Source organism: Niallia alba (genome assembly GCF_012933555.1).
In the GTDB taxonomy this organism is placed as follows: Bacteria; Bacillota; Bacilli; order Bacillales; family Cytobacillaceae; genus Niallia; species Niallia alba.
Window position 1 is genome coordinate 1,184,783 of sequence record NZ_JABBPK010000001.1, and the last position, 25,957, is coordinate 1,210,739.

At 36.4% G+C, this 25,957-nt stretch carries 24 protein-coding genes and 2 pseudogenes; 24 read left to right on the forward strand and 2 right to left on the reverse strand.

Annotation, left to right across the window (positions count from 1 at the left end; translation table 11 throughout):
- The first annotated feature begins 497 nt into the window (after window positions 1–497).
- The 11 genes and pseudogenes from HHU08_RS05905 (at window position 498) to cysK (ending at window position 14,415) form a co-directional block, all read left to right on the forward strand.
- Window positions 498–1,022 carry a YceI family protein gene (locus HHU08_RS05905; protein ID WP_016204289.1) on the forward strand — a complete coding sequence of 175 codons (525 nt, stop codon included), beginning with the start codon at window positions 498–500 and terminating at the stop codon, window positions 1,020–1,022.
- A gap of 634 nt (window positions 1,023–1,656) precedes the next feature.
- The gene (locus tag HHU08_RS05910; protein ID WP_169188028.1) at window positions 1,657–2,811 is read left to right on the forward strand and encodes a Gfo/Idh/MocA family protein; all 1,155 of its coding nucleotides are present in this window, start codon (window positions 1,657–1,659) and stop codon (window positions 2,809–2,811) included.
- Between the two features lie 62 nt (window positions 2,812–2,873).
- On the forward strand, window positions 2,874–3,950 hold the full coding sequence (locus HHU08_RS05915; RefSeq protein WP_101730437.1) for a Gfo/Idh/MocA family protein: 1,077 nt from the start codon (window positions 2,874–2,876) through the stop codon (window positions 3,948–3,950).
- An 88-nt stretch (window positions 3,951–4,038) separates the two neighbouring features.
- Window positions 4,039–7,457 (forward strand): annotated as a pseudogene (locus HHU08_RS05920) (glycoside hydrolase family 2 TIM barrel-domain containing protein).
- A gap of 684 nt (window positions 7,458–8,141) precedes the next feature.
- A complete protein-coding gene (locus HHU08_RS05925; RefSeq protein WP_156827855.1) occupies window positions 8,142–8,357 on the forward strand; it encodes a hypothetical protein in 216 nt (71 codons plus the stop codon).
- A gap of 271 nt (window positions 8,358–8,628) precedes the next feature.
- The gene (locus HHU08_RS05930) at window positions 8,629–9,174 is read left to right on the forward strand and encodes a YwhD family protein (RefSeq protein ID WP_016204285.1); all 546 of its coding nucleotides are present in this window, start codon (window positions 8,629–8,631) and stop codon (window positions 9,172–9,174) included.
- A 27-nt stretch (window positions 9,175–9,201) separates the two neighbouring features.
- Entirely contained in the window at window positions 9,202–10,263 is a 1,062-nt protein-coding gene (locus HHU08_RS05935) for an LLM class flavin-dependent oxidoreductase (RefSeq protein ID WP_101730602.1), read from the forward strand.
- Between the two features lie 3 nt (window positions 10,264–10,266).
- A complete protein-coding gene (locus HHU08_RS05940) occupies window positions 10,267–10,833 on the forward strand; it encodes an NADPH-dependent FMN reductase (RefSeq protein WP_101730433.1) in 567 nt (188 codons plus the stop codon).
- Between the two features lie 581 nt (window positions 10,834–11,414).
- Complete coding sequence (locus HHU08_RS05945; protein ID WP_016204283.1) at window positions 11,415–12,659, forward strand: MFS transporter; 1,245 nt, start codon at window positions 11,415–11,417, stop codon at window positions 12,657–12,659.
- A gap of 196 nt (window positions 12,660–12,855) precedes the next feature.
- Entirely contained in the window at window positions 12,856–13,479 is a 624-nt protein-coding gene (locus HHU08_RS05950) for a lysozyme family protein (RefSeq protein ID WP_016204282.1), read from the forward strand.
- A 15-nt stretch (window positions 13,480–13,494) separates the two neighbouring features.
- Window positions 13,495–14,415: a cysteine synthase A gene (cysK, locus tag HHU08_RS05955; protein WP_016204281.1), complete on the forward strand. Its 921-nt coding sequence runs from the start codon at window positions 13,495–13,497 to the stop codon at window positions 14,413–14,415.
- A gap of 83 nt (window positions 14,416–14,498) precedes the next feature.
- Here cysK and HHU08_RS05960 read toward each other — a convergent pair whose 3' ends face one another.
- Both HHU08_RS05960 and HHU08_RS05965 read right to left on the reverse strand, forming a co-directional pair.
- Window positions 14,499–14,987 (reverse strand): DedA family protein, encoded by a 489-nt coding sequence (locus HHU08_RS05960; RefSeq protein ID WP_016204280.1) that lies wholly within the window; start codon window positions 14,985–14,987, stop codon window positions 14,499–14,501.
- Window positions 14,988–15,227: 240 nt separating this feature from the next.
- Window positions 15,228–15,485: a hypothetical protein gene (locus tag HHU08_RS05965; RefSeq protein ID WP_169188029.1), complete on the reverse strand. Its 258-nt coding sequence runs from the start codon at window positions 15,483–15,485 to the stop codon at window positions 15,228–15,230.
- 199 nt (window positions 15,486–15,684) lie between these two features.
- Here HHU08_RS05965 and HHU08_RS05970 point away from each other — a divergent pair, with 199 nt between their 5' ends.
- From HHU08_RS05970 to isdG, 13 genes and pseudogenes are all read left to right on the forward strand, one after another.
- Window positions 15,685–15,984, forward strand: a complete 300-nt coding sequence (locus HHU08_RS05970; RefSeq protein ID WP_016204278.1) for a phasin family protein — start codon at window positions 15,685–15,687, stop codon at window positions 15,982–15,984.
- Between the two features lie 13 nt (window positions 15,985–15,997).
- Window positions 15,998–17,656 (forward strand): ABC1 kinase family protein, encoded by a 1,659-nt coding sequence (locus HHU08_RS05975; protein WP_169188030.1) that lies wholly within the window; start codon window positions 15,998–16,000, stop codon window positions 17,654–17,656.
- A 163-nt stretch (window positions 17,657–17,819) separates the two neighbouring features.
- Window positions 17,820–18,011, forward strand: coding sequence for a hypothetical protein (locus tag HHU08_RS05980; protein ID WP_101730429.1), 192 nt, complete (start codon window positions 17,820–17,822; stop codon window positions 18,009–18,011).
- A 256-nt stretch (window positions 18,012–18,267) separates the two neighbouring features.
- A pseudogene (locus HHU08_RS25670) lies at window positions 18,268–18,441 on the forward strand (NEAT domain-containing protein); the annotation flags it as partial.
- Entirely contained in the window at window positions 18,418–19,206 is a 789-nt protein-coding gene (locus HHU08_RS05985; protein WP_169188031.1) for an NEAT domain-containing protein, read from the forward strand. The pseudogene HHU08_RS25670 and the gene HHU08_RS05985, both read left to right, overlap by 24 nt.
- 166 nt (window positions 19,207–19,372) lie before the next feature.
- Window positions 19,373–20,257, forward strand: coding sequence for a heme ABC transporter substrate-binding protein IsdE (gene isdE, locus HHU08_RS05990; RefSeq protein WP_101730426.1), 885 nt, complete (start codon window positions 19,373–19,375; stop codon window positions 20,255–20,257).
- Window positions 20,250–21,251, forward strand: coding sequence for a FecCD family ABC transporter permease (locus HHU08_RS05995; protein WP_016204273.1), 1,002 nt, complete (start codon window positions 20,250–20,252; stop codon window positions 21,249–21,251). The genes isdE and HHU08_RS05995 overlap by 8 nt, the downstream gene beginning before the upstream one ends.
- Window positions 21,241–22,014, forward strand: coding sequence for an ABC transporter ATP-binding protein (locus HHU08_RS06000; protein WP_016204272.1), 774 nt, complete (start codon window positions 21,241–21,243; stop codon window positions 22,012–22,014). Before HHU08_RS05995 ends, HHU08_RS06000 begins: the two co-directional genes overlap by 11 nt.
- Before the next feature lie 27 nt (window positions 22,015–22,041).
- The gene (gene srtB, locus HHU08_RS06005; RefSeq protein WP_016204271.1) at window positions 22,042–22,812 is read left to right on the forward strand and encodes a class B sortase; all 771 of its coding nucleotides are present in this window, start codon (window positions 22,042–22,044) and stop codon (window positions 22,810–22,812) included.
- A 2-nt stretch (window positions 22,813–22,814) separates the two neighbouring features.
- Entirely contained in the window at window positions 22,815–23,771 is a 957-nt protein-coding gene (locus HHU08_RS06010) for an ABC transporter substrate-binding protein (RefSeq protein ID WP_016204270.1), read from the forward strand.
- A gap of 5 nt (window positions 23,772–23,776) precedes the next feature.
- Entirely contained in the window at window positions 23,777–24,772 is a 996-nt protein-coding gene (locus HHU08_RS06015; protein WP_169188032.1) for a FecCD family ABC transporter permease, read from the forward strand.
- Complete coding sequence (locus HHU08_RS06020; protein WP_169188033.1) at window positions 24,772–25,548, forward strand: ABC transporter ATP-binding protein; 777 nt, start codon at window positions 24,772–24,774, stop codon at window positions 25,546–25,548. The genes HHU08_RS06015 and HHU08_RS06020 overlap by 1 nt, the downstream gene beginning before the upstream one ends.
- An 11-nt stretch (window positions 25,549–25,559) precedes the next feature.
- Window positions 25,560–25,892, forward strand: coding sequence for a heme oxygenase (gene isdG / locus HHU08_RS06025; protein WP_016204267.1), 333 nt, complete (start codon window positions 25,560–25,562; stop codon window positions 25,890–25,892).
- Window positions 25,893–25,957 lie beyond the last annotated feature (65 nt).

Genomic DNA, 25,957 nt, shown 5'->3' on the forward strand with positions numbered 1-25,957 from the left:
AACAAACTTTACGAAAACTGCCTAATAAAAAAGTAGGTTATCGACTCTGTTGATACCTACTTTTTTTGTTTATCTGTAATAGGTAAAAGTAGTTTCCTATCGTTTATCAAAAGCAAGTATAGTAACGATTTTATCGAAAACAAGTTTAATAGAGCATGTACGCAATGCTGTTGGTTGGCGATTTTTTTAATTATCATTTTTACATAAGAAATACAAATACTTAATGAGTGAAGAGGAGAAATGGTTATAAGATAAATTTATAAAGTTACAGAATTTCTTACCAAAATTTAATAAAAAAATTTTTTACTTAAGTATAGACAAAACAAAAAGATGTGTGTAAAATTATCTTTAATTAGAGATAATTTATTTCAAAGTATTTTTCGGTAGAAAAATCTCTAATCAGTTTGCCTTGAATGGAAATAAAAATCGAGGGAGACTAATTTTTTGAATAAATATCTTGAATTCAAAATAAAAAAGGAAAATGGAGGAATTTTAAAATGGCAAAATGGACAGTAGATCAATCACATTCTAGCGTAGGGTTCGAAGTAAAACATATGATGGTTTCAAAGGTAAAGGGGCAATTTAACTCTTATACAGCAGACGTAGAAGCTGCAGATTTAACAGACCTAACAACGGCTAGCATTGCATTTAAATTTGAAGTAGCAAGCATTAATACACATAGCGAAGATCGCGACAATCACTTAAAATCAGCTGACTTCTTTGATGTAGAAAAATATCCAACAATTGATTTTAAATCCACTTCTATTACAAAAGATGGAGATGACTTTAAAGTAACAGGAGATTTAACAATTAAAGATGTTACGAAACCAGTAACATTTGACGTAGAATTCGGTGGAAAAGGCACAAACCCATGGGGTGTAGAAGTTTACGGTTTTGAAGGGGAAGCAAAAATCAACCGTGAAGACTTCGGACTTACTTGGAACGCAGTATTAGAATCAGGTGGCGTACTAGTAGGAAAAGACATCAAAATTAAAGTAGAATTAGAAGTAAACCCAGCATAAGGAATCGGAGGGACGGTTCGAGACCACTGAAAAAGTCTTTTTTTCGTGCGGGATTAAGAGCAAGCATATTCGAAAGTGAAAATAAGGTTGGTTTGGAGAGGCGTCCGCTCGCCCCATGGAAAGCGAGCGGACGCCTCGGAAAACAAATCCATCATCTTATGTTTAAAAAGTGGCTATTGCCCATCATCATTAACTAGCCAGTTTTTCAGTGCCCACGGACGGTTCTTATGTATCCAATAGGATGCGTGAGATTCGTCCCTTTTTCATTAGAAGGTAAGAAAGGGGTTACATTTTACTTGAAATGAAACTCAATTCTTCCTATAATAAATAGTCGGAGCACATATATTTTAACAGATTAATAGGAAGAAATGTAATCGTTAACAATTTGATAATTCCACAAAATAAAACTCGTTTAAAAACGATTCAGAAAAGGTGGTGAATAGAAGAAGCATTCCGTAATCTCTAAGCCAAGAGCTATCTAAATTTCCGTTCTTTATTATTTTCCTCCCTTATACAAGTTTACTATTTTTATTCCCAACAAGAATTACTAAACAAGTCGATCCATTCCAGTAAAGCAACTAGTTTTCCTTCATAAAAATGTCATTATACTCAAATAAAAGGAAGTGTCTGCATATTGATTAACATAGCTATCATTGGCACAGGTGCAATTTCTAGTTCTCACGTAAAGGGATATTTGCAGTTTAAGGATGAGTGTAAAATAGTTGCACTTTGTGACATTTATCCAGACAAAGCACATCAAAAGGCTAAGGACTATCAGTTAGATGTGGATATATATGATGATTATAAAGAGCTTTTAAACAGACCTGATATAGATTTAGTTTCTGTTTGTACTCCCCCTTATACACATGCTGAAATTTCAATTGCTGCGATGAATGCAGGAACGCATGTTTTAGTGGAAAAGCCAATGGCTTCTTCCTTAGAGGAATGTCATGCAATGAATGAGGCAGCGAAGAAAAATAAACGCATCTTATCGGTTGTTGCCCAAAATCGTTTTACTAATCCGATGATGAAATTGAAACAAGTATTGGATACAAAATTAATGGGACCAATTGTACATACACAGGTTGATTCTTATTGGTGGAGAGGCTATAGCTACTATGATTTATGGTGGAGAGGAACTTGGGAGAAAGAGGGTGGAGGTTGTACGTTAAATCATGCTGTTCATCATATCGATATTTTCCAATGGATGAATGGAATGCCAGCAGAAGTAACGGCTGTTGCAAGTAACGCTTCTCATGATAATGCAGAAGTTGAAGACATATCTATCGCCATCATGAAATATGACAATGGCGCTCTTGCCCAAATTACGAGCTCCGTCATTCATCATGGAGAGGAACAACAATTAATTTTCCAAGGGAAAAATGCTCGAGTATCTGCTCCTTGGAAGGTGAAAGCCTCTAAGTCAAAAGAGAATGGCTTTCCAGAAGATGATCCGCAATTAGCAGAACAAATTCAACAAGTATATGATCGTTTGCCATCCATTTCATATGAAGGGCATACTGGTCAAATTTATGACGTATTATTAGCAGTTAACGGGAAAAAGGATGTACTCATTGATGGGAAACAAGGTCAGCAAACTCTTGAGCTGATTACAGCTATTTATCAGGCTGCAAATACAGGTAAAACAGTCAAATTACCTTTAACAAAAGAAGATCCTTTTTTTACAAGAGAAGGAATTCTTACTCACGCAAAACATTTTTATGAAAAGAAAAATGTGGTGGAAAACTTTTCTGATAACACTATAACAACTGGCGGCAAGTATGAATAATCATTTAGTTGTTTCCTAAAATAGCTGAATAGAATTTTTAATCCGATAGAGGAGTGATTAGAATGAACAAAAAGGACGGAATGAACTACGCACCAGAAGGTAAGGTCAATAAAGTAGTAGATAAAGGTGAGTTTCTCTTTGCTGCCATTGGTCTTGACCATGGCCATATTTATGGAATGTGTAATGGATTAATAGAAGCAGGTGGAGAATTAGTAGCAGTCTATGATCCTGATGCACAAAAAGCAGCTGCCTTTTGTGAAAAATATCCGAGTGCTACTGTGGCAACGTCCGAGCAGGAAATTCTAGAAAATACAACTATTCATCTTATTGCAAGCGCATGCATACCAGTAGATCGCTGTGAGTTAGGGCTTCGTGTGTTAGATGCCGGAAAGCATTATTTTGCTGATAAGCCTGCATTTACAAAAAAGGAACAAGTAATCCTAGCTAGAAAAAAAGTCGCAGAAACAGGACTAAAATGGGGCATCTACTATAGTGAAAGATTACATGTAGAGAGTGCTATATTTGCAGGCCAATTAATTGAACAAGGAGCTATTGGGCGAGTGATTCAAGTAACAGGATTTGGCCCCCATCGTGCTAATCCAGAATCAAGACCAGATTGGTTCTTTGATCCAGCATATTTTGGCGGAATTCTTTGTGATATTGGAAGTCATCAAATTGAACAGTTCTTATATTATACAGGTGCAAAGGATGCAAAGGTATTGCACAGTAAAGTAGCGAACTATAGTTTTAAAGATCACCCAGAATTTGAGGATTTTGGGGATGCAACTCTTTTAGCAGACAACGGGGCGACGTTTTACTTCCGAGTGGATTGGTTTACACCAGATGGGTTAGGGACATGGGGAGATGGACGGGTACTTATCCTTGGAACAGAAGGTTATATCGAAGTAAGAAAGTATATTGATATAGCTCGAAGCAATTCATCAAACCACCTATACTTAGTAAACCAAGAGGGAGAGAAACACTTTGAGCTTTCAGGAAAAGTAGGATATCCTTTCTTTGGTCAGTTCATTTTAGACTGCTTAAATGGAACCGAAAACGCAATGACCCAAGAACATTCATTCAAAGCGGCAGAACTATGTATCGAAGCTCAAGAGCAAGCTATAAAGATAACTGGGTAACAGAGGGAGGACGGTTCTTCTGCTTCTTTTTGAGAGCAAAGAACCGTCATCTCCTTAAAGAACCTAAATAAAAGGAGTCGCACATATAATGAATAGGAAAATGCTTTTTAATGACGGATGGGAATTTGCAAAAAGCGGTTTGGAAGTGACAGATAGTACTCATTTAGAATTTAAGCCAATTGATTTGCCACATGATTGGCTTATTTATAATACACTCGATCTCTATGAAACTAGCATTGGTTGGTATCGTAAACGATTTACTTATTCAAGGAAACAAACGGAGCAGGTATTGGTATGTTTTGATGGTGTGTATATGGATTCCTCTGTATATGTAAACAAGTTTGTTGGGGAGTGGAAAAATGGTTATTCCTCATTTGAACATGATATCACAGCTGCTATGGTCGATGGTGAAAATGATATCCTTGTAAAAGTAGTGTATGAAAGCCCTAATAGTCGATGGTATTCAGGAGCTGGGATTTATCGGAATGTCTGGCTTAAGACAAGAGATAAAAATCATCTAGTTACCGATGGAATTTACATTACCATGAATCAACAAGATAATCGTTGGCGTGTCGAAGTGGAGACAGAATTAGCGATTGATCAAGACGTGCACCTCATCCACTCTATTTTTTTCAAAAATCAAAGGTTAGCCATTTCCTCAGAAAAGGTGGAAGCAGAAACGGAAACAGCTGCTTCTAATAAACAAAGTCTCTTTGTCGATCATCCATTGCTTTGGAGCATAGATGAGCCACATTTATATCAGCTTAAAACAGAGTTGCAAATGATTTATCCTGAGTTAACGACAGTTGAAGCTGTTACCCAAAATATAGGCTTTCGAAGTATTGTTCTAGATGCCAAGCAGGGACTTCGCTTAAATGGCAAAAGAATGAAGCTAAATGGTGTTTGTGAACATCATGATTTAGGGGCATTAGGAGCTGCGTTTAATAAACAAGCTTTACAAAGAAGATTCGAAATATTAAAGGATATGGGCGTAAATGCGATTAGAACAGCCCACAATATGCCGGCAAAAGAGCTAATGGATTTAGCAGATGAGCTAGGATTTCTTGTCGTTTCAGAAGCATTTGATATGTGGGAAAGACCGAAGACTAAGTATGATTACGCGCGTTTCTTTAAAGAGTGGGCACCGATCGATATAAGAAGCTGGGTGAGGCGAGACCGAAATCATCCAAGTCTGTTAATGTGGAGTATTGGAAACGAAATATATGACACCCATGCAGACGAGAGAGGGCAAGAAATAACAAGGATGTTAATGGAGGAAGTACATAAGTATGATCCGAAGAACAATGCCTGGGTAACAATTGGTTCCAATTATATGCCATGGGAAAATGCACAAAAATGTGCGGATATTGTAAAAGTCGCAGGCTATAATTATGGGGAAAAATACTACCATAAGCATCATGAAGCACATCCAGATTGGATTATTTACGGAAGTGAAACTGCATCGGTTGTCCAAAGTAGGGGTATCTATCATTTTCCTTATGAAAAATCGATTCTCGCCGATGATGATGAACAATGTTCTGCACTTGGAAATAGTTCCACAAGCTGGGGGGCTCAGTCGACAGAAGCTTGTATTATAGCTGATAGAGATGCACCTTTTTCCCTTGGAACGTTTATTTGGACAGGATTCGACTATATCGGGGAGCCAACACCTTATCATACGAAAAATGCTTATTTTGGCCAAATCGACACAGCTACTTTAAAAAAGGACTCCTATTATATTTATCAAGCGGCATGGACAGATTACAGAAAAAAACCGATGGTACATCTTTTTCCTTATTGGGACTTTAGCGAAGGCCAAATGGTTGATGTACGCGTATCATCCAATGCTCCCAAAGTGGAATTGCAACTTAACGGGAAAACAATTGGTACCCATGTTATCGATCATAAACACGGGACAGACCTTGTAGGCTGGTGGAAAATCCCTTATGAAAAAGGGGAGCTAACAGCAATTGCCTATGATGATGCAAGTAATATAATCGCAACAGACACAAAAAAATCCTTCGGTGATGCGAAAAAAATTACTTTGAAAGCAGATAAGCAAAAACTAACTGCAAATGGTACAGATTTACTTTTTGTAGAAATTGGAACAGAGGATAAGGCTGGAAATCCAGTGGAAAATGCCACAAATCGTGTGTACGTAAACGTGACGGGGGCTGGCCGCCTAGTTGGCTTAGATAATGGAGATAGTACAGATTATGATCAATACAAAGGGGTAAGTAGAAGGCTGTTTAGTGGGAAGATGATGGCAATTATTGCAGCCACAACGGAACCTGGAAAAATTCAAATGGAGGTAACCTCTAAAGGACTAGAAAGTGAAATCTTAGCGTTTGAAAGCCTTCCAGCTAAGGAAAGCGTATTAATTGGTGTTTCCGCTACGATGAAAAATACAGATACACCAACTGTTATGGGGAAAGAAGAAGAAGTGCCCCTACGCAAAATTGAAATTATTAGTGAATCTGGGCAACTATTTGATGCAGCTAGAAAAGAGATGTTTATTACAGCCAAACTATTTCCGGAAGATACTTCTTATAGAGAACTAGAGTGGAGTGTTGTCAACGATGCTGGTATTGAATCAATATAGCGAAAGTGGACGTGAATGGTGATAAAGTAAAAGTGACAGCCTTAGGTGATGGAGAGTTTCGTCTTCGTTGTACAAGCAAGAATGGTACGGATAAAACGAAGCTTATTTCTGAGCTCGAATATAAGGCGGTTGGTCTTGGAAAAGCGTATAAAGATCCATATGGATTTATCTCAGCAGGATTATATGACTATAGCAAAGGCGAAGTAACTAACGGGAATGAGCGTGGTGTTGCGACAAGTAGAGATGGTGAAACGCAAGTCGGGCTTCGTGAAATAGACTTTGGGAATTATGGGTCAGATAAAATCACTATACCGATTTTTGCCTTATCTGATGATGAATATTCCCTGCAAATTTGGGAGGGAATGCCTGATGAAGAGGGTAGCGAATTAGTAGCGGATGTTATTTATCAAAAACCATCAAAGTGGAATGTTTACCAGGAAGAAACATACCAGCTTTCCAAAAGGCTCCGTGGAATTAAATCGATTTGTTTTGTCTTCCGTCAAAAAGTCCATATAAAAGGCTTTTATTTTGAAAAGAAAAATCAAGCATTTGAACGTAATTATGCATCTGAATGCAATCATATTTATGGGGATACTTTCGAAATAAAAGAAAATAGTGTAGAAGGAATTGGGAACAATGTTTCCTTAACATTTGAATCATTCGATTTTACGGCAAGTGGAGCTACAAAGTTAATTATTTCTGGGAGATCGCCAATAGAAAAAAATACGATTCATGTTCGTTTTGCAAGTGACGAAGGTGACAGCAATCAAATGGTAGAGTTTCATAAGTCTGACGGTTATGAGGAACAAGCATTTGATTTGGAAAAAGTAATAGGGGTGCAAAAAGTTACCTTTGTATTTTTACCAGGAAGCAATTTTGATTTTGGCTGGTTCCAGTTTAAGTGATAGATTTTTAAAACGAAGCTTACCGTATGAATGAATTAGTACGGTGGGCTTTTTTTATTACTGAAAGCTGACAAGGTATTTTTAGAAGGAAAAAGTGGTGTTTATGAGGGGGATGAAAACCAGAAAAGCAGCAGAAGAAGGAAAAAGTGGTGTTCATAAAGGGGATGAAAACCAAAAAAGCAGTAGTAGAAGGAAAAAGTGGTGTTCATAAAGGGGATGAAAACCAAAAAAGCAGTAGTAGAAGGAAAAAGTGGTGTTCATAAAGGAGATGAAAACCAAAAAAGCAGTAGTAGAAGGAAAAAGTGGTGTTCATAAAGGAGATGAAAGCCAGAAAAGCAGTAGTAGAAGGAAAAAGTGGTGTTCATAAGGGGGATGAAAACCAAAAAAGCAGTAGTAGAAGGAAAAAGTGGTGTTCATAAAGGAGATGAAAACCAAAAAAGCAGCAGCACAAGGAAAAAGTGGTGTTCATAAAGGGGATGAAAACCAAAAAAGCAGTAGTAGAAGGAAAAAGTGGTGTTCATAAAGGGGATGAAAACCAAAAAAGCAGTAGTAGAAGGAAAAAGTGGTGTTCATAAAGGAGATGAAAACCAAAAAAGCAGTAGTAGAAGGAAAAAGTGGTGTTCATAAAGGAGATGAAAGCCAGAAAAGCAGTAGTAGAAGGAAAAAGTGGTGTTCATAAGGGGGATGAAAACCAAAAAAGCACCAGCACAAGGAAAAAGTGGCGTTCACCAAAGACAAGAAAACCAAAAAGCAACGACACAAAGAAAAAAGCGTTCATCAAAAGAACAAAAGCCGAAAAAGTTACTAACAAAACCCAAAAAAGCCTCCACAACCACCCAAACCCACTATTTTCAATCAACTAGACTCATACATAGCCCACTCAAAACAAAGGCAAACTAAACAGAACTCGGATTAATCTTTGTACATAGAAATATTCCCCTAGCAAGCAGAATAATTGCCATGAAACGCCATCGGTCTTAATATTACAATCAAGACAAGTCATTTAGAAGGAGTAATTAATCTCCAAAAGAAATGTCTTATGTTTGTAAAGCAAAAGCGTAAGTGGCTTGTGGAACTACAACTCAGCACAACCTAGTGTGGGCAGAAGTAACATTTCTCGCTCAAAACGAGAATATGAATTAGGGAAGAGAAAGGTGGAGCAAAAGAAAACATGGACAATAAAAAGCAAGGTTCATCCCCCAAAAATGCACAATTTAATATTTTACGAAATGACCCTACAAAAGGTGATGGTGGATATGGAGTTGGCTCTATTTCTTTAGAGAATGTTACACCAATCATTATCGACCGAGAAAGCCAGGAAGTATTTATTGATGTAGGTGCTATGCATGGCAGAAGTAAAGTAGAACAGAAAGTATTTTTTAAGGATGTGACGAAAGAAGAAGTCCTAGATTTAGATCCACATAAATATTGGGTTATTTGGATTGCGTTAGACAGAAATCAGGATGGTGCTTATTATTCTGGAGCAGGTGCTTGTGAAATCTTGGTAGCAAAGCAAATGAAAGAAGGAAGCAGGAAACGATTTGGCTATAAGTCGATGCCTGAGCATGTAAATAGTCTCGATAAAGCAATCAAACGAAGATTTGCACTAGAGAGTATGGAGGACGAATCAAAGCAATCGCTAAAAAAGTTCCTTGTAGATTTTAACAATGAATATTGGGAGAGATCGCCTGAGGAATTGAAGAATAGTCTTAATTAAATGCAGGATAGAAGAAAGGTGAATCAATTGAAAAAATACGGACTAGATCCAAAAGGGTTAGAGTTTGGAATCTATACATTAGGGGATCATTTGCCCAATCCACTTACAGGAGAGCGAATTTCTGCAGAAGAACGTGTGCATGAAATTATCGAATATGCAAAATTAGCAGATCAAGCGGGTCTAGATTTCTTTAGTGTAGGGGAAAGTCATCAAGAATATTTCATCACACAAGCGCATTCGGTTGTTTTATCAGCCATTGCACAAGCAACGAAAAATATAAAAATTGCCAGCTCCTCTACGATTATTAGTACATCTGATCCAGTTCGAGTGTATGAGGATTTTGCAACAATCGATTTAATTTCTAAAGGCCGTGCAGAAATTATTGCTGGTCGTGCATCTAGAGTCGGTTTATTTGATTTGTTAGGTTATGATCTTCGTAATTATGAAGAATTATTTGAAGAAAAGTTTGAACTATTGATGAAAATTAATGAAGCGGAAGTAGTGAATTGGAGCGGGGAATTCCGTGCACCGTTAAGAAATGCGAAAGTTTTGCCACGTCCTAAAAATGGCTTTATTCCGATTTGGCGAGCGGTTGGAGGGACACCAGCAAGTGCAATTAGAGCAGGGATGGTAGGAGCCCCAATGTTTATGGCACATTTAGGCGGTCCAGCATCTGTATTTAAACGCACAGTTGACGCATATCGCGAAGCAGCAAGAAACAGTGGCTTTGACCCTGCAGAATTACCCGTAGCAACAGCAGGCTTTTTCTATGCAGCAGAATCATCTCAACAAGCTTTAAAAGATATGTATCCACATATTAATGAAGGCATGAAAAAAACAAATGGAGCTGGATTCCCAAAACAGCATTTTGCACAAGGCGTAGATCCGCATAATATTATGAATATCGGAAGCCCGCAGCAAATTATAGAAAAAATTCTTTATCAACATGAAATGTTTAATCATCAACGCTATATTGCACAAATTGACTTTGGTGGAATGCCATTTAAAAATGTCATGAAAAATGTGGAAATCATTGGCTCAGAAATATTGCCGGCTATTAGAAAATATACAAAAAAATCGGAGGCATAAGAAATGAAAATTGTTGGTTTATCCGGTTCAAAGGTCGGATCAAAAACAAGAACAGCAATGGATTACACAATGAAGGCTATTACGGATAATTATCCTGAAGTTGAGATAACGTTACTCGATTTAGCGGACTATGATATCCAATTTAGTGATGGAAGAAATTATCTGGAATATGAAGGTGATACCGGATATGTCACAAAAACTTTAATGGAAGCAGATGCAATAATTATAGGTACACCGGTTTTCCAAGCATCGATTCCTGCTACCTTAAAAAATATTTTTGATTTATTGCCGCAAAATGCTTTTCGCGATAAAGTAGTTAGTATTGTCGTAACAGCTGGTTCATCCAAACATTATTTGATTGCGGAACAGCAATTGAAGCCAATTTTGGCTTATATGAAAGCACAAATCGTGCAAACTTATGTATTCATTGAGGAAAAAGATTTCTACCGCAAAGAAATTACCGACGATGACGTATTATTCCGTATCGAACGGTTAGTGGAAGATACCATCGTATTGACGGAAACTTTTACGGAAATTAGAGAAAAGAAGGAAGCAAAGTACGATTTTTAATAAAAAGTAAAAATTAGTTTTTAAGCATTCCTTTATGTATTTTATATACATTTTAGTCTAATAAGTATTTTATGATAAGGAAACCTGGAGTTATTAATTCGTTAACTGAAAGAAAAAAGATGGAGAGCAAGAAGCGGGGGGGGATGGTCTTCTGCTTCTTATTTATTGAAAAAGTAGTTGGTTTAGTTGATAAAATCGTATTTTTGCTAAAAAAAGCTATCTATTAAACATAATACCAATCATTTACATAATTTTTGAAAAAAGCGAATAAAAAATTTACTCTGTAAGCGATTGTTTCCAGTACTATGCTTATGCTATGATTAATTGGAATACAAAACGAAGCGGAGGTTTTCCTTTTGACAGCATCAATGAGATTAAGATTCCCACTTTTCATCGTTAACTAAATACGTTTGGATAGTCTTCTATTAAGAAGAACGGGATTGGTCTGTCTATTTATTGGAAACCTAATATTGGTTAATAAAAAGAGGGGAGAATACCAGGTCTTCGCTCTTTTTTTCTGCTCTTATAGACATAGATAGACTTATTCACATGAAGAAAAAATTAGAATGTGAGGTTTATAAATGAGTACAGTTAATAATAAAGAAAATTGGTATCGGAATATCGTGTTATTTCTTAGTAGTCAGACGATTTCTCTATTTGGATCGTCGCTTGTACAGTATGCGATTATGTGGCATATAACGTTAACAACCGAATCGGGTCTGATGATGACGTTATATATCCTTTGTGGATTTCTTCCAACATTTATTTTATCGCCAGTCGCGGGGGTTTGGGCAGACCGCTATAATCGTAAGCTATTAATTATGCTGTCTGATGGACTTATTGCGTTTGCAACATTGATATTGGCCATTCTCTTTTTAATGGGATATGATCCAATTTGGCTACTATTTGTGATGGCTGCTGTTCGAGCGTTTGGGACGGGAATACAGACACCATCTGTCGGTGCGATTTTACCGCAAATTGTTCCAAAGGAAAAGCTGACAAAGGTCAATGGGATTAACGGAAGTATTCAGGCGATTATCATGTTTGTATCGCCAATGGTAAGTGCTGCCCTATTAACATTGGCATCAATTGAAACAATATTTTTCATAGACGTTGTGACAGCAGCAATTGCTATTTTTACCTTGCTTGCCTTTTTAAAGATACCTGCACATCAAAAAGCAACAGAGGAACAAACTACCAGCTATTTTAGTGATTTCAAAGAAGGGCTTAAGTATGTAAATAATCATGCCTTTTTGAAAAAATTCTTTGCCTTTTTTGCGATTTTCTTTGTGCTTATGGCTCCAGCAGCATTCCTAACTCCTTTGCAGGTTACGCGTAGCTTTGGAGATGATGTATGGCGGTTAACTGCTATTGAGATAGCCTTTTCCATTGGAATGATGGTAGGAGGAGGAGTCATCGCATCATGGGGAGGATTTCAGAATAAAATAAAAACAATGACACTTGCCAGCATCATTATGGGAGTTTGTACCGTTGTACTTGGGATTATTCCGTTCTTCTGGATCTATTTAGTGTTCATGGCACTATTTGGTTTGGCAATGCCAATCTTTAATACACCAACAACTGTTTTATTACAGGAAAAAATAGAAGAAGGATTTTTGGGAAGAGTTTTCGGCGTAATGGGAATGATTTCTACCTCAATGATGCCAATAGGGATGTTAATATTTGGTCCACTTGCAGATTTTATTGATATAGAGTGGTTATTATTGGGAACCGGGGCGTTTATTATTATTTTGTCCTTTTTCTTAGGAAGAGACAAAGTCCTAATCGAAGCAGGAAAGCCTACTTCTACTGTTCAAGAATCATGATGTAACTCTAAGACTTAGTTAATGCATTTTCTTTTGCATTAGCTAAGTTTTTTATTTTTTTAAGGAAAAATAAAAGTTCTCTTTCGCAGGGAATGAAATTCCATATTGTTTCTTGTATAATGAATTAATGTATCAGGTAACGGCAAAAAAATCAGGAAACGTTTAATCGTTTTTTAAGCGTCAACGAGGGATAGGGATGAAGAGAAGAAGAAAAACTGTGACGAACACAATAATTGTCTTAATAGTAGTTATATACTTTGGCTATTTATTTGTTAATAGTACAATCAAACAAAATAACCAACAAAGATTGTTGAAATATTTACCAGAAATTGCGAATGAATTAGAATTAAATGAATTAAATGCAGAGGAACTTTCCCCCATTTTACTGGCTATTATGGATCAAGAAAGTCATGGTAAGGGAAATGATCCGATGCAATCCTCTGAATCAGCAGGACTAAAAAGAAATGCAATTGAAGATCCTTCAGAAAGTATTAAGCAGGGAGTTTTTCACTTTGCAGAAATGTACAAGTATGGTCAGAAGCAAGGGGTGGACATAGAAACAATCATCCAAAGCTATAATATGGGACCAGGTTATATTGACTTTATTGTTAGTAATAGTCAGGTTGAACATAGTGAGGAATCTGCAAAGACCTATTCAGAATATATGGTCGAACGATCGCCAACCATTTACACCTGTAATAATGACAAGTTGAATTTTAGATATCCATATTGCTATGGTGACTTTACTTATGCGGATAAAGTAACATCTAAGGTAAAAGAAATGAGCAGTATAATTGAAAAATATGCTCGCAGATTATAGGAGGAACAGTGAAAAATGAAGCTGTACAAATCTGTACTTGAATTAATAGGGAATACACCAATTGTTCAATTAAATAGAATACCAACCCCAACTAGGGCAGAAGTATATATTAAGTTAGAGTCTTTTAATCCTGGCGGAAGTGTAAAAGACCGTGCGGCATTAAATATGATTGAAAACGCAGAAAAAGAAGGGAAGCTTATCCCAGGAAAAAGCACGATTATTGAACCAACATCAGGTAATACTGGAATAGGAATTGCGATGGTAGCGGCGGTGAAGGGCTACCGTTGTATCATCACGATGCCTGACAATGCAACAAAGGAACGTGTGCAAATTTTAAAAGCATATGGAGCCGAGGTTCATTTAACTCCAGGCAGCAGACGAATGCAAGGAGCAATTGATGAAGCAAATCGCTTAGCAAACGATATAGAAGAAAGCTTCATTCCAATGCAGTTTGAGAATCCTGCAAATTCAGACGCGCATCGAGGTACAACGGCTGTAGAAATTTATGAAGCTTTTGAAGGAAAGTTAGATGCACTTGTCTTGACAGCAGGGACAGGTGGAACTGTTACTGGGGTCGGAGAAGAATTAAAGAAAATGATTCCTAGTATAAAAATATATGTAGTAGAGCCATTTGGTTCACCAGTATTATCAGGTGGTAAACCAGGACCACACAAAATTCCAGGGACAGGCCCAGGATTTATTCCTAAAATCTTGAACCGTGCTATTTTTGATGAGGTATTATTGATTAAAGATCACGATGCCGAAGTAATGGCAAGACGTCTTGCAGCGGAAGAAGGAATCTTTGTAGGGGCATCTGGTGCATCAAGTGCGCATTTTGCTGTACAAATTGCTAATGAACTTTCAAAAAATGCTAAAGTTCTATGCATAGCACCAGATACAGGAGAGCGTTATTTATCTTCGGATTTATTTGCTTGAGTTATATTTGTTAGAAGGGGGTAGTCCTTGTTTATCGGACTACCCCTTTTTGTTTTAGAGTGGGGGAAAACTTCTGTTCCATTTTAAAAAGGAAGCACTCCGATATAGTAACCAATGATATTAAAAAGCAAGCACCACAAAAAGGAACCAATCGCAGCAAATAAAATGTATTTTGAAAGATTCATCCCGGAAACGCCTGAAAAGTAGGAAGTTAATCTTCTGACACCTGGGATGAAATTGGCAATAACTATTGTCCAAGGGCCATATTTATCAAACCAATTTTCGACTCGTTTTAATTTGCTAGGTGTAAGCTTGATCCATTTTCCGTGTGTAAGTAGAAATGGCTTTCCAATTTTTTTACCTAATGTGTAATTGATAACCATGGCACTAAGGGCACCAATAAAGCAAATAATATCAGCAAGTAGGAAGTTCATCATGGAAATGGAAGTAAGGTAACCTACAAAGGTTAATAAAGCTTCATCTGGAACAGGAATGCCTAAACCGCTTAATGCAAAAAGCGCAAAGATGGCAATGTATCCGTATTGGGAAATGAAATGTATGGAAGCACTCATTTTATATTTACTCCGTTCTTTAATTCTTAAAAATTAGCTGTTTGTTACTGTAAAAAGGTTACTTACCTTTTAGAAGAAAAACACAGTACAAATAGTAACTAGGTTCAAAAAAGCGCACTTTACATGACAAGTGAAGTCGAGAAGTTTTGCGCCTTTCTTATCATACAGGCAAATAAAGAAAAAGGGGAGTAATTTTATTTAAAAAATGAGTTCTAAGAAGTTGATTTTTACATAATTTGATTATGATTTACTAACAATATAATAAACAAAAATGAAAACAAGAATCAGGGATTGAGTCCAGATTACTTTATTGCTGACCCCTACTCTTTTTTCTAGAAAAAAGATATAGCTGTTTATGAGGGCAAATCCTAAAATAAGAGTAGGTGAGGAAAATGAATGATCTAGGGGCAAGATAGCATTTGCAATAAATAGAGAGACAATAAGCATTCCGATGGAACCAAATACTAGTTCGATATACAGCCTTCTTTTATCCTCCAAAATTTTGTTACCTCCTGTAATGAAAAAATAACCATTATTTCCACTTATAAGCATATCATAAATATGTTGCGCATAAACGAGGAAATTACACCCGAATGATTTGACTTTGGATCTTATTTGGATTACTTTAATGACAAATAGAAAAGTAGTCTTTGGGAAAATGAAATATGCTAGAAAAAATATAAGGAGGTTTTCAAAGATGAGAACAACGATTGAAAAAGCACTTTCCTTAGGTTTAGGTTTAGCAATTGCAGGTAAAGAACAAGTAGAGAAAACAGTTGAAGAGTTAGTGAAAAAGGGAGAGGTTAGCAAAAATGAATCAAAGGATTTAATCAATCATTTGATTCAAAAAGGAGAGGAAATGAAAAGTCAGGTTGAAGCAGTTGCAAAAGAAAAGGTTAATGCTGCATATGGAGAATTGAAGCTGGCTACTTTAGAGGACATACAGAAATTAGAAAAAAGAATAGAGGCATTAGAACGAAAAAATCTCGACGAATAAAGTAGGTTTATAAATGGGTGTAAGTAAACGTATTAGACAGATGAAAAGATATCGTAAAATAACGTCTATTCTCGCTCGTAACGGAATAGGCTTTTTTTCCAATAAGATGGGCTTGGAGGAGAAGTTTTTTTTTCATAAAGAGCACCCTCCTAAAAGCACAGGACGTCGCATTCGCTTAGTTTTTGAAGAACTAGGAACAACCTTTATTAAGCTTGGGCAGATTGCCAGTACCCGTCCTGATTTAATCCCACCTGAAATAATTAATGAGCTAAAGGAGCTGCAGGATCAGGTGCCTCCTTTTACATATGGAGAAGCAGTGCGGATTTTGGAAGAGGAATTAGGAGATTCTGTAGATCATCTGTTCAAGCACTTTTCTGAGACTCCTTTGGCGGCAGCGTCCATTGGGCAAGTGCATAAAGCGATCCTTAAAGATGGAACAAATGTTGCTGTAAAGATACAGCGTCCTAATATTCATGCAATCATCGAAACAGATTTAGAAATTATCGCTGATTTAGCTCGAATCGCTGAAAATACATGGGCATGGGCGAAACAATATGGTCTTCGTGAAATAGTTGATGAACTAGCAAAAGGGCTGCTTATTGAACTGAATTATGGAATAGAAGCACGTAATATGGAGCGCTTTTTAGAGCAGAACAGATCTTTAGGATATGTTATCATCCCGTCTGTTTACTGGGATTATTCTACAAAGAAAGTATTGACGATGGATTATATAGAGGGAATAAAGCTATCCGATCACAAACGTCTCGATGAAGCTGGAATCGATCGAGAACTACTTGCAGAAAGATTAGCATACACGATTTTCTACCAGATTTTAGAAGTCGGTCATTTTCATGCAGATCCTCATCCTGGAAATGTTCTTGCACTCCAGGATGGGAGAATCGTTTTATTAGATTTTGGAATGGTAGGACAACTTTCTTCCTATACGAAAAAGAATTTTGCATCCTTTGTGGTTGCACTTCGCAATAAAAGCACAAAAGGGATTATCCGTGCTATTTCTGATTTAGGAATGATTCCTGAAAATGTTGATATAAAAAAATTAACTGCTGATGTCGAAGAAATGCGTGATAAATATTACGATATTCCATTGCAAGATGTAAGTGTTGGAGAAGCGATCAATGATTTATTTATCATTGCGTTTCGTCATAATATTCGCATTCCATCGGAGTTAACGCTTTTAGGTAAGTCATTGATGACAATGGAGGGCGTAGTCGTTGCCTTAGATCCTACTTTTAGCGTATTTGATGTCGCAGAGCCTTTTGGTAGAAAGCTTTTCTTAGATAAGCTTAAGCCTTGGAAAATAGTCAAAAACATTGTAGAAGAGATTCCTGAATATTTTGCTTCTCTAAAAGATATTCCGTTGACGGCTAAACAGTTTATGGGGATTTTGAGAAAAGGAAAAGTGGAGGTAGAATTTACATCCCCACAATTAGACTTATTAATCAAAAAGATAGATCGCTTCAGTAATCAGATCGCCTTTAGTATTGTTTTACTGGCTCTAAGTATTGTCATGGTCGGTCTGATAATTGGTGTAGCAATGAGTGGTGTACAAACAATTCTCTGGAAATTTCCGATTATTGAAATTGGCTTTTCTATCGCCATGTTGATGGTTGCATGGCTCATTTATTCCATTTTTCGGTCAGGCAGGTTCTAACCAGAATAGGAATTTAGTGATAACCTAATTGTAAAAAATATATTATTTTCTTTCTGATTAGAGAGGGAAAATACGGGATAAAGTTTTTGTTAAATAATAAATTCTTGCCTTTATATGTTATAAATAACTGCAAAGTATGGATAAAAGTAAAGGGAATTAGTGAATGGAAAATGAATTTGAATTCGAATTCGAAGTTATTTTGCTAAAAATATATAAAGTAGAAAGAACTTATAGTCATAAAAGTGCCGAAAATGCATCGTTTTGCGTTTTTGGCACTTTTTTTATGGAATTAAGTAGCGGTAAGGAAAAGGGAATTAATACTAAAAAAGCATATTGGAATAATAAAAACAATTGAGAATCTATTGAGAAAACACTATTGATAATGAGAATCAATATCATTTACTATTCTTTATAGAGAATAAATTTCTAGTAAAAGACAAGTTGGAGGTGGAAGTTAACTTTATTTGTACAGTAATTATTTTTTTATTAGGAAAGGATGGGGAAATTTTGCAAAGGTTACAGAACGTGAGCAAATCACTCACAATCATGCTATTAATCGCTTTAATTTTTTTAGGAATAGCTAATCCTACTTCGGCTGCTCCTCAAGTCAATTTATCATTGCATTTAAAACAGAGTTTAATGGACAACTAGTAGATGCAGAAATTGTAAAAGAAGATACTGAAAATCAACTAAGAACATTAAAGTTTCCAATCGAAGATCTTACGAAAGTAGTTAATACCCATTTAACGATGTCCTATGGAATGACGCATGAGGTTCGCATTATTCCAGATAAGAATACGCTTACAGTTGTTAGCAATCCAAGTGAAGAAGAGCAAACTCCAGGAGAAGAGGAACAAACGCCTGGTGAAGAAGAACAAACTCCAGAAGAAGAGGAAACAGATAATGGCATTTTAAAAGACGGCGAATACATGGTTGATTACTCTGTTTTACATGAGACTGAAAATGAGCCGTCTATGGCAGACAGTTATTTTACAAAACCAGGTAAATTAATCGTAAAGGATGGAGAAATTGTTGCTCAAGTAGAGATGCAATCGGAAAATATTAAAGAATTACAAGTACAATCACAACCAGTTAAGATTGTAAGCAGTAATGAAACAACACAGGTAGTTGAGTTTCCAGTAAAAGATATTTTTAATCCAGTAAATGCGAGAATTCATGTAGTGGTAGAAAGCATAAATTATGACCATTGGTATGATATTCGTTTCCAATTTGATACATCAGATCTGCCGATAGCAGATAATGAAACAGGTGGACAAACAGATGAACCGAATAATGACGATGAAAACAATGATTCTGCTAGTGGAAATGGCGAAGACTCTAACAAGGATGATTCTTCAAATACTACTGATGAAGATTTAAACTATGATCGAAATGGAGACCAAGATAGTACGTCAGAAACAAATACAGACACCAATGGAAGTGTGATTAATGCTAAAACAGGTGACACTGCGCAAATAATGCTGTATGTAGCTTTAATGATTGTTTCTTTCGTTATTATAGCGAGAAAATACCGAACAAGAACTTTATAAAAGTTAAATTAAACTGGATACGTCCTATGAATGGTTTCTGCCTCCTTTAGATACTTTCAATCTATTTTTAATCCTACATAATAACATACACTCAAAGTGATTGAGAGAGTTTGGGAGGCTTGAATCTTTCAGTTTCGGTAGAAAAAAGAGCAATAGGAGGATAGAAATGAAGTATTGGAAGATATTCTTTTCCTGTATATGCCTCCTACTGCTTGTAAGTTGTTCTCTGAACACACAAGCAGAAATAGAAAAAAAACAAGTGGAAGCAAATGAGGAAAATGACAAGATTGTTGCAACAACATTGGCAATTACGGAGATTATGGATGCCTTAAATCTCGATTTAGTAGGAATACCAACTACACAGTACGATATACCAGCAAGATATAAGAATGTAACAGAGGTAGGAAATCCGATGAGTCCTGATATGGAAATCATTCAATCATTGCAGCCAACAGATGTTCTCTCTGTCACTACCCTAGAGTATGATTTGAAAGATTCATTTGACCAGATGAACTTATCTGCTCAATTTTTAAAACTAGATAGTGTGGAAAACATGCTTGATACAATTATAGAACTTGGAAATAAGTATGAGCGAATGACAGAAGCAGCAGAACTAAGATCGTCTATTGAAAAGAAAATGGAAAGTATAAAAAAACAAACGGAGCAAGAAAAAACTCCGACTGTGTTAATCCTTTTAGGTGTGCCTGGTGGAAGTTATCTTGTTGCTACTGAAAATTCATATGTTGGTAATTTAGTAGAAGTAGTAGGAGGAAAAAATGCTGTTACCGGGCAATCAGCTGAGTATATTTCTGCTAATACGGAATATTTACAGCAAACGAATGCAGATGTCATTTTGCGATTATCGCATGGTGTGCCAGAACAAGTGGCAGAGGAGTTTCAAAAAGAATTTTCAGAGAATGATATATGGAAGCATTTTAATGCAGTAAAAAACAATCGAGTTTTTGATTTACAAGAACCTATCTTTGCTACTACTGCGAATTTAAACATAAAGGAAGCGATGGATCAATTGGTGGAGATGCTTTATGAATAAGGGACGTGAAAGGAATAAAATAGTTATTTATTTTTTGCTTGTTAGCATCTTCCTTGTTTGGATGATTGTCTACTCTGCATTAAAAGGTAGTATCCCCATTGGTATTTCACAGCTAGTCAGCGGTTTAATTCACGGAGGCGATGAACAGGTAGAAGTAATCAAGGATTTGCGTTTTCCACGAATAATTGTCGCAATATTTACAGGAGCAGTGCTTTCTGTTTCGGGAGTATTGTTTCAGGCTGTTATGAGAAATCCGCTAGCTGAGGCAGGGATACTAGGTATCTCTTCTGGAGCAAGCTTTTTTACCTTTTTCGGCATTTTGTTTTTGCCAGGCTGGTATATTAGCGAAACCCTTTTTTCATTTATAGGAGGAACAATTGCTTGTATTATTATTTATTGGCTTTCTTGGAAATCTGGTTTAAAACCGCTAAGAGTTATTTTAACTGGGATAGCAATTAGTGCGATGTTTACTGGTTTAAGAGATGCTTTAATTAATATTTGTTCCTTTTTAAATATTTCTGTTGGAGCAACAAATGCTTCTAATTTAACCATGAAAACATGGGAAGATGTACAAATTATTGTCGCATGCGGTGTTGTTCTTTTAGCTGTAGCTTTTTTTGTCAGTCCTTGGTGCAATTTACTAAGGCTTGAAGATAAGAAAATTGCAAACCTTGGAATCCGAATTCATTGGGTGCGTATTTTTGTTTCTGCTATCGCTGTTTTACTAGCATCTGTTGGAACTTCTGTTGCAGGAGTAATCATGTTTGCAGGACTCATTATACCGCATATTGCAAGACAGTTAATAGGCACCAATCATTATATCTTAATTCCATTTTCGGCATTATCAGGCGCTCTACTGCTGCTTTCAGCTGACACATTTGGCAGATTGTTAATTGCACCTTTAGAGATTCCCGCATCAACGCTGATGGCTATTATTGGGGGACCATTCTTAATTTTTCTATTGAGAAAGGGGGAAAAGATAAATGGAATTTAAGCAAATTTCGTTTGCTTATCAAATGAAGGGAACATTTATTAAAGAACTGTCTGGTACGATAGAAAAAAACAAAGTTACTTCTATTATTGGTCCGAATGGCTGTGGTAAATCGACCCTGCTTTCCCTATTAGCTCGAAATCGAAATATTGATGCAGGCAGTATTACATTAAGTGGAAAAGAACTGTCTGAGTATAAAGCTAAAGAGATTGCTAAAAAAATTGCAATGGTCTATCAGAATAATCAAACGTCTGAAGATGTAACGGTAGAGGATTTGATTCGCTTTGGAAGAGTTCCCCATAAAAGTCTTTGGCAGAAGGATTCAACGGAAGACGAAAAAATAGTGGAATGGGCAATCCAATGTACAAATCTGCAAAGCTATAAACATATTTATTTAAATGAACTATCTGGTGGTCAAAGGCAGCGAGTATGGATTGCGATGGCATTAGCGCAAAAAACAGATATTTTATTTTTAGATGAGCCAACAACCTATTTGGATATATATCATCAAATAGAGTTATTGCAATTGGTTCGAAAATTAAATGAAGAATATCAAATAACGATTGTAATGGTACTGCATGATATTAACCAAGCATTGCGATACAGCGACTATGTGATTCTAATGAAGGATGGAAAAATAATTGCTTCAGGAGAACCAAGCGAAGTGATTACAGAGAAAAATATTAAAGAAATATATCAAGTAGATATTATGCTGAATACCGAAAAAGAGACAGGTGGTTCTTATATTATTCCTTTAGGAATATAGCGGCGGTGCTGGAAAGGGGAGGAAATCATGAAAACGGAAAAACGAAAGCATCTACTTCAGCGAATCATTACACTCATTGCCGCAGGAGTTTTTCTCTTCTCTTTCTATAAATTAGTGCCGATTCTATATGATTATTATACGAATAATAGAACGTTAGAAAGTGTACAACTGGTTTATGAATCAGGCAGGAACGCAGCAGAGGAAAGTGGCGAAGGCCAAGTTCGCACATCGTTTCAGCCGCTATTGGAAATAAACAAGGATATTGTTGGCTGGATAACAATTGATCAAACAAAAATTGATTATCCGATTTTACAATCGAAAGATAATGAGTACTATTTGACCCAAAACTATAAAAAACAAGATACACGAGCAGGGAGTATTTTTTTAGACTACAGAAATGACAATAAATTAGAAAATAATAAGAATACCATTATTTATGGACATCGAATGAAGGATGGAAGTATGTTTGGACAGTTAAAGAAATACTTAGATAAAGATTTCTTTAAAAGCAATAAGACCATCTATTTGGATTCATTATACGAAGGTTATGATGTCGAGGTTTTTTCAGTCTATCAGACGACTACTTCCTTTTATTATATTGAGACTGAATTTCCAGATCATCAGTCTTTTCAGAAGTTTATTGATCAGGTTAAAGAAAAATCACTTTTTTCATCAGAAGTATCTATAAACCAAGAGGATACAATTGTTACATTATCTACTTGTGATTATGCCGTTGACTCCTTAGAAGGAAGATTAGTAGTGCATGGAAAGTTAGTTAAACGGGGAGATGGTGAATAAAAATGTTTTTAAGCAAAGGAATTAAATTCTCTTCCTTCTTCTGTGTACTAGGTCTTCTGGTTGCTTGCAATCAGAATGTAGATACAACGAATAAGGAAGCAGATAAGCAAGCGTCTATCCAAATAACCGATTTCGCCAATCGAACAGTGGAATTCGCAGAAGTACCTAAAACGATTGCAGCCTTAGGAAGCGGAGATGTTGATCTTATGAATGCCTTTGGGATAAAGGTGGCAGGTAAACCTACAAAGGTAGCGGATAATCTAGTTGATTCTTCGTTAAAAGATGTTCCGGAAATAGGTACTACCCATGAGATTAATTATGAACAAGTTGCCCTTATTCACCCTGAGGTGGTTTTGGCTAATGTAGCTTTTAACCAGGACGATGTTACAGCAATCGAAGGCGTTGGATCAAAGGTTGTTCTAACAGAAGCTAATTCTATAGAAGATATTAAACGACAAATTAACCTGTATGGACAAATGCTTCAAGAGGAATCGGAAGCAGCAGAGATAACAGAAGCATTGACTCGTAAACTGGAAGAAATAAAAAACCAGGTCGTGAAGGAGAATAAAAGAGTCTTGCTAGTTTATGGAGCTCCTGGCACATACATGGCGGCACTTCCTAATTCTTTAAGTGGAGACATATTAACACATGCTGGAGGAATAAATATTGCAAGTGATTATCCTGCCTTAGAAAAATTCCCGCAATATGCACAAATTAATACAGAAAGAGTAGTGGAAGCAAACCCTGATGCTGTTTTGCTTATTACACATGGCAATCCAGGTGAAATCAAGAAAAGCTTTTTAAAAGAAATGGAACAGAATTCAGCATGGAATAGTATCACAGCGGTGAAGGAAGGAAAGGTAGAAGTATTACCAAGTGAGTTGTTTGGTGCGAACCCAGGCACCAAAGTAACAGAAGCTGTGTTCTATCTGGTGGAATTGCTCAATAGCATGGAGTGAAAAGAATGGATGTATCAGAAAGAAAGAATAGAAGAATAGTAGTGATTATCACCTTGCTTGTCTTATTAATAGTGGCAATTTATACAGGGTTATCATTAGGGGCTGTTAAAGTCAATCTTTCTCAAATTCTTCAGGTTTTGAAAGGAAATGGAGAAGAAGTATATGAGACGATTATTTATAATTTAAGATTACCTCGTATTATCATTGGTTTATTAGTGGGAGCATGTTTGGCAGCCTCAGGTGCATTGTTACAAGGAGTCATGAAAAATCCACTAGCTGATCCTGGGATTATCGGTGTTTCCGCTGGGGGTGGACTTGCGGCTATCCTGACAATGGTGATTTTTCCAGCATATAGTTATTTATTGCCTTTCCTCGCATTTATTGGTGCCTTTACAGCAACAATATGTATTTATTTATTTGCATGGGATAAAGGAGCTTCGCCTGTAAAAATCGTTTTGGCAGGAGTGGCAATGAATGCATCACTTGGAGCAATGACAAATGGAGTGATGGTTTTATACAGTGATCGAATTCAGTCTGTGATCGGCTGGTTATCCGGTGGTTTAAACGGGAGAGGCTGGTACCATGTTGAGATTATTTTTCCCTATGCAATAGTGATGCTTCTACTTAGCTTCTTTACGATAAAACCGATGAATATCCTTATACTTGGGGACGAATCAGCAAAGCTTTTAGGCCAAAATGTAGAATGGATTCGACTTGTGATTATTCTACTAGCCTCATTTCTAGCGGGAATTGCCGTTAGTGTGGCTGGACTAATTGGTTTTGTAGGTTTGGTTGTGCCACATATGATTCGCTTGTTAATTGGTGAGGATTATCGTTATTTATTGCCATATTCTATAGTAGGAGGTGCTGTCTTAGTTGTTTTGGCAGATACTGTTGCAAGGACAGCTTTCGATCCAATAGAGCTGCCGGTTGGAATATTATTAGCAGCGTTAGGAGCCCCGTTTTTTATTATTCTTTTAAGAAAAAGGAGAATCGTTTAATGGGTGCACTAAAAACAAAGAATCTTACATTTATCCAAGGTGCTTTTCAAATAAATCAATTATCCTTAGCAATCGAAGAGGGAAAAATGACTGCTATTGTCGGGCCAAATGGTTCTGGAAAATCCACCTTATTAAAATTATTTGCTAGGCTTTATAAAGCAGAAGCGGGAGAAATCCTTTTAAAAGATCTACCCATCACCCAGATAGGTCGTAAGGAATTTTCCAAAAAGATAACAATGTTACTACAATCAAAAGAAACTTTTCCTAATATAACCGTGGAAGAATTGGTTTCCTATGGAAGAACTCCTCATCAAAAAGGGTTATCAAGGATGAATAAAGAAGATAGAGAAATACTTGAATGGGCATTACATGAATGTCAGTTAATGAGTTACAAAGACCGCATGCTGCATACTCTTTCAGGCGGTGAATTGCAAAGAGCCAGAATTGCCATGGCTTTAGCTCAAAAGACAGAGGTTCTGTTATTAGATGAACCAACTACTTATTTAGATATAACCCATGTGATGGAGCTTATGGAGTTGATGAAAAAAATAAACCAAAAATATGGGATGACCATTGTAATGGTCTTGCACGAGCTCAGTTTTGCTGGTGCATATTGTGACAATTTAGTAGTGATGAAGAAAGGTAGTGTTTATAAGGCAGGAAATCCCCAAGACATATTAACGTCTAAACTTCTAGAAGAAGTATATGAAATTGATGCCATGATTAAATACGAAAATTCTTTTCCAATGATTATTCCAAATAAAAAAAATTGGTAGGAGGAACAAATATGTATATCGTAACGAATACAGTAAAAGTAGAAACAGGTTATGCCGAAGGATTTATTGAAAGATTTAATCGTGTTGGTAAAATTGAAACAAAACAAGGATTTATGGGGCTGGAAGTATTGCTAACAATGAAAACAAAAGGTTATGAAGAAATTACGATTGTGACTAGATGGGAAGATATGGATGGTTTCTTAGGATGGATAGGAAGCGAAGAGTTTAAAGAATCCCATGCTCACCGTGATGGAATACCTCCTTTTATTATTGAAAATAAAACAACTCACTACGAGGTAAAAGTGCAAAGAAAGCCGATTCCGAATAAATTAGCTGCAAACTAAGGATTATGATGGTTATTCATAAAAGGGAAAAGAAGACCATGGATAAGAATGGAATATATCCAAAC

Excerpts from the sequence above, each read along its gene's own strand:
- HHU08_RS05925 (WP_156827855.1), top strand. The coding sequence starts at position 8,142 with ATGAAAACCAAAAAAGCACCAGCACAAGGAAAAAGTGGCGTTCACCAA.
- HHU08_RS05985 (WP_169188031.1), top strand. The coding sequence starts at position 18,418 with ATGACGCATGAGGTTCGCATTATTCCAGATAAGAATACGCTTACAGTT.
- HHU08_RS05945 (WP_016204283.1), top strand. The coding sequence starts at position 11,415 with ATGAGTACAGTTAATAATAAAGAAAATTGGTATCGGAATATCGTGTTA.
- HHU08_RS06000 (WP_016204272.1), top strand. The coding sequence starts at position 21,241 with ATGGAATTTAAGCAAATTTCGTTTGCTTATCAAATGAAGGGAACATTT.
- HHU08_RS05970 (WP_016204278.1), top strand. The coding sequence starts at position 15,685 with ATGAGAACAACGATTGAAAAAGCACTTTCCTTAGGTTTAGGTTTAGCA.
- HHU08_RS06020 (WP_169188033.1), top strand. The coding sequence starts at position 24,772 with ATGGGTGCACTAAAAACAAAGAATCTTACATTTATCCAAGGTGCTTTT.
- HHU08_RS05995 (WP_016204273.1), top strand. The coding sequence starts at position 20,250 with ATGAATAAGGGACGTGAAAGGAATAAAATAGTTATTTATTTTTTGCTT.
- HHU08_RS05980 (WP_101730429.1), top strand. The coding sequence starts at position 17,820 with ATGGAAAATGAATTTGAATTCGAATTCGAAGTTATTTTGCTAAAAATA.
- cysK (WP_016204281.1), top strand. The coding sequence starts at position 13,495 with ATGAAGCTGTACAAATCTGTACTTGAATTAATAGGGAATACACCAATT.
- HHU08_RS05960 (WP_016204280.1), bottom strand. The coding sequence starts at position 14,987 with ATGAGTGCTTCCATACATTTCATTTCCCAATACGGATACATTGCCATC.
- HHU08_RS05905 (WP_016204289.1), top strand. The coding sequence starts at position 498 with ATGGCAAAATGGACAGTAGATCAATCACATTCTAGCGTAGGGTTCGAA.
- srtB (WP_016204271.1), top strand. The coding sequence starts at position 22,042 with ATGAAAACGGAAAAACGAAAGCATCTACTTCAGCGAATCATTACACTC.
- HHU08_RS05915 (WP_101730437.1), top strand. The coding sequence starts at position 2,874 with ATGAACAAAAAGGACGGAATGAACTACGCACCAGAAGGTAAGGTCAAT.
- HHU08_RS06015 (WP_169188032.1), top strand. The coding sequence starts at position 23,777 with ATGGATGTATCAGAAAGAAAGAATAGAAGAATAGTAGTGATTATCACC.
- isdE (WP_101730426.1), top strand. The coding sequence starts at position 19,373 with ATGAAGTATTGGAAGATATTCTTTTCCTGTATATGCCTCCTACTGCTT.
- HHU08_RS05950 (WP_016204282.1), top strand. The coding sequence starts at position 12,856 with ATGAAGAGAAGAAGAAAAACTGTGACGAACACAATAATTGTCTTAATA.
- HHU08_RS05930 (WP_016204285.1), top strand. The coding sequence starts at position 8,629 with ATGGACAATAAAAAGCAAGGTTCATCCCCCAAAAATGCACAATTTAAT.
- HHU08_RS05975 (WP_169188030.1), top strand. The coding sequence starts at position 15,998 with ATGGGTGTAAGTAAACGTATTAGACAGATGAAAAGATATCGTAAAATA.
- isdG (WP_016204267.1), top strand. The coding sequence starts at position 25,560 with ATGTATATCGTAACGAATACAGTAAAAGTAGAAACAGGTTATGCCGAA.
- HHU08_RS05940 (WP_101730433.1), top strand. The coding sequence starts at position 10,267 with ATGAAAATTGTTGGTTTATCCGGTTCAAAGGTCGGATCAAAAACAAGA.
- HHU08_RS06010 (WP_016204270.1), top strand. The coding sequence starts at position 22,815 with ATGTTTTTAAGCAAAGGAATTAAATTCTCTTCCTTCTTCTGTGTACTA.